Below are 3,839 nucleotides of genomic sequence, written 5' to 3'. Positions count from 1 at the left end.
TCAGCCTGGCGAGCATCAGCCCGGGATTGCTGCCCAAGCACTTGCTGCGGTTACGCCAGCGTCTGGGTGAGCAACTGCTGCCCAAACAACGACGGGGGCGACAATGCCCCCGTGTTGTGAAGAAGCCTCCTGCTCGCTATCCGCTCAAGCAGGTTCGTGCTGTTAAGTGAACGGCATTTGCCCCGAGGGGCGCCTTTTTTATCCGCGCCTTATCGCGTCATTGATCGTGTGTGGTTGATGGTGTTGTTGAGTCGCCCCCGCAAACTCCGCCCCCAGTCTGCCTTGCGTCGTGGCCCCGATCCGCTGTGCTGCAAGCCTCGGTTTGCGACAGACTCACCTTCCTTGTCTTGCGGCTTCGAATCATTGCATGCGCCAGCGCACCGCTGCCACCTGCACCCCTGGCGCTGTAGGGCCTGAGCGGCCTGCTCCATCTCCCGGCCCCTGACAGGCGCTCAGGCAGACGGCTCACTTTGCAACCCCAACCCCGCCTTGCAAGAAAACCAGGCCATCGCGCCCCCCTGCCCAAGGCTGGCCATCAAAACTGTATTGCAGTCCCTTGCAGGGCAGCCCAGCCTGCGGCTGGGCAAAGGCGCAACACCGGCTACCGGCCCAGCAACGTTAGCCGTTGGCAAGCGCATGGCTGCGCCCTACAATGGATTCAGCTCGTTACATGATTTGCAAAAACCTGTCTCTTGGGCAGGTTTTTCCCCGCCGGTCATTTTTTTCATAGGAGGTCTTGCACATGCACCCCAGCCAGGCGGCGCGGCCCTTGCCGCAGCTTTTCCCCCCTCCCCCCCGAAAGTTTGAGTGCCTGAGGCGCCTGGCTCGCTGGGCCGCCGGCGCCGCGCTGGCCCTGGGCGCAGCCGCCACCGCCCAGGCCCAGCACTGGAAGTTGGATGCTTCGTTCAAGGCCGATCAAGGCTCCACCCATGCCATGGTGCAGCACGACGGCAAGCTGTGGGCGACCTTCCTCACCGAGCTCGTCCGCCTGAATGTGAACAGCGGCGCCGATGAACAGCGGCTAGATGGCAAGGGCGGCCCGGTTTTCGCCCTGGCCTTGCAGGCCGATGGCAAGCTGCTGGCGGCCGGCGGATTCACCGAATTTCCCGTTGGCGAGCCCGCATCGCGGGTCGTGCGCCTGAACCCGGATGGCACGCGCGACACCAGCTTCACCTCCCCGACCATCAGCGCACTGCTGCCGCATAACCAACTGGTGAAGCATCTGGCCGTGCAGGCCGATGGAAAAATTCTGATCGCTGGCAATTTCGGCCAGGTGGACGGGGCGCCCGCGCACGGCCTGGCCCGGCTGAACGCTGATGGCAGTCGCGATGCCAGCTTTCAAAACACCCTGCCCGACCACTTTTTGGCGGGGGGCCTGCTGCTTTTGCCCAACGGCCAAATTCTGGCGGGGGCGAACAACGGGCAGCTGTACCGGCTCAACCCCGATGGCAGCCTGGCCAACGATGGGCTGGCCTATGTTGCGTCAGGTGTGACGATGCTGCACCGCCTGGCCAGCGGCAAGATTCTGGTGGGGGGCGGCTTCACTTACGTAGAGCACAAGCCCTACGAAAGGCTGCTGCGTCTGAATGCCGATGGCACGCTGGACACCAGCTTTGCCAACCCCCGCATCCAGGGTGGTAGTGAACAGGTGCAGGCCGTACAAGAGCTGCCCAACGGGCAAATCCTGATCGGGGGGAACTTCACCCAGGTGCACGGTCAGGCCCGCGAACACCTGGCCCTGCTGAACGCCGACGGCACGCTGGACAACCAGTTCAACGCACCCGCCGTGGACGGAGTCATCACCTATAGCCGTGGCATCTCCTCCTTTTTGCTGCAAGACAGTGGCAAGCTGCTGGTGGGCGGTTGGTTCAGCATGCGAGATGGCACGGTGATGCGCTCCGATGTGGTGCGGCTGATTCCGCCTGCTACCCACGCCATCACCACCGCCATCAGCCCCGCAGGCAGCGGCACGGTGACCTGCTCGCCCAGTTCGGTGTTCGAGGGCGGCAATGCCACCTGCACAGCCACGGCCAACGCGGGTTACACCTTCAGCGCCTTCAGCGGCGACTGCACGGGGACGACCTGCACGCTGACGAACGTGACTAGCCCCAAGAGCGTGACGGCCAACTTCACCACGACCCACGCCATCACCACCGCCATCAGCCCCAAAGGCAGCGGCACGGTGGGCTGCTCGCCCAACCCCGTGCCCAACGGCGGCATCGCCATCTGCAAGGCCTCGGCCAAAAAGGGCTTTGTGTTTGACAGCTTCAGCGGCGATTGCTCGGGCACGAACTCGACCTGCGCGCTGACGAACGTGACCAGCGCCCAGCACGTGACGGCCAAATTCACCGCCAAGGGCACGACCCACGCCATCACCGCCACAGCCAACCCGGCCGCTGGCGGCACGGTGAGCTGCACGCCCAACCCCGTGCCCAACGGCAGCGATGCCACTTGCACAGCCACGGCCAACACGGGCTTTGCGTTTGACGGCTTCAGCGGCGACTGCACGGGGGCGACTTGCACGCTGACGAACGTGACCAGCGCCAAGAGCGTGACGGCCAAATTCACCGCCACGGCCACGACCCACGCCATCACCGCCACGGCCAACCCGCCCGCTGGCGGCACGGTGAGCTGCGCGCCCAACCCCGTGCCCAATGGCGGCAATGCCACCTGCACGGTCACGGCCAACACGGGCTACACCTTCACCAGCTTCAGCGGCGATTGCACCGGCACGACCTGCGCACTGACGAACGTGAGCAGCCCCAAGAGCGTGACGGCCAACTTCACCGCCACGGCCACGACCCACGCCATCACCACCACCGTCAACCCCACAGGCGGCGGCACGGTGAGCTGCACGCCCAACCCCGTGCCCAATGGCGGCAATGCCACCTGCACGGTCACGGCCAACGCGGGCTTTGTGTTTGACGGCTTCAGCGGCGACTGCACGGGGGCGACCTGCACGCTGACGAACGTGACCAGCGCCAAAAGCGTGACGGCCGCGTTCAAGGACGTGCGCCGCCGCTTCGAGGGCACGACGGTGCCGCCCAGCGGCGCGGGTGCCCCGGCGGTGGCCACCTTCACCGGCGGCGGGGCCAACTGCCGCTTTGACGCGGGCAGCACCGCCTTCATCGCCGCGCCGGCCGCGCCGCCCAGCGGGCAAAGCCTGCCGCATGGGGCCTTCCGCTTCAAGCTCACGGGCTGCGATGTGGGCAGCGAGGTGACGATGAGCGTGCAATGGCCCGGCGCGGTGGATGGCGCGCTCAAGTACGGCCGCGCCAGCAGCAGCGCCACGGCAGACAGCTTCTACGCGCACCCGGGCATCAGCGCCAGCGGCAGCGTGACCAGCATCACCCTGACCGACGGCGGCCTGGGCGATGCGGACAACGCGGCCAATGGCGAGATTAGCGACCCGCTGGCCGCCACCAAGGCCATTACCGCAGGCCCCATGGGCGTGACGGCCGTGCCCACGCTGGGCCACTGGGGCCTGATGCTGCTGGGCCTGGCCGTCGCCGGCCTGGGCGCGCGGCGCTTGCGCAAGGCCGCCTGAGCGGCCGGGGCCAGGGAAAAGCCGGCATGGACCTGAACCTACGGCCCCGCCCCCCCCGGCCCTGAACCCCGCCGGGCATGCACCCGGCCCTGAGTGAAAACCGCCCTTCGGGGAAATGCCGTTCACTTAACAGCACGAACCTGCTTGAGCGGATAGCGAGCAGGAGGCTTCTTCACAACACGGGGGCATTGTCGCCCCCGTCGTTGTTTGGGCAGCAGTTGCTCACCCAGACGCTGGCGTAACCGCAGCAAGTGCTTGGGCAGCAATCCCGGGCTGATGCTCGCCAGGCTGA

Annotated in this window: 1 protein-coding gene; it reads left to right on the top strand. The window is 66.4% G+C overall.

The genetic code is table 11. The features are described 5' to 3' along the window. Positions 1-742 precede the first annotated feature (742 nt). Entirely contained in the window at positions 743-3,547 is a 2,805-nt protein-coding gene (locus tag CK625_RS13430) for an IPTL-CTERM sorting domain-containing protein (protein ID WP_095540831.1), read from the top strand. Positions 3,548-3,839 lie beyond the last annotated feature (292 nt).

Origin of the sequence: Vandammella animalimorsus (assembly GCF_002285265.1) — a bacterium.
Taxonomy (GTDB): domain Bacteria; phylum Pseudomonadota; class Gammaproteobacteria; order Burkholderiales; family Burkholderiaceae_C; genus Lampropedia.
The sequence above is the reverse complement of the archived record's forward strand: the minus strand, read 5'-3'. Positions and strand labels throughout refer to the sequence as shown.

Bases quoted from the DNA above. Each gene is read 5' to 3' on its own strand.
- CK625_RS13430 (WP_095540831.1), top strand. From the start codon at position 743: ATGCACCCCAGCCAGGCGGCGCGGCCCTTGCCGCAGCTTTTCCCCCCT.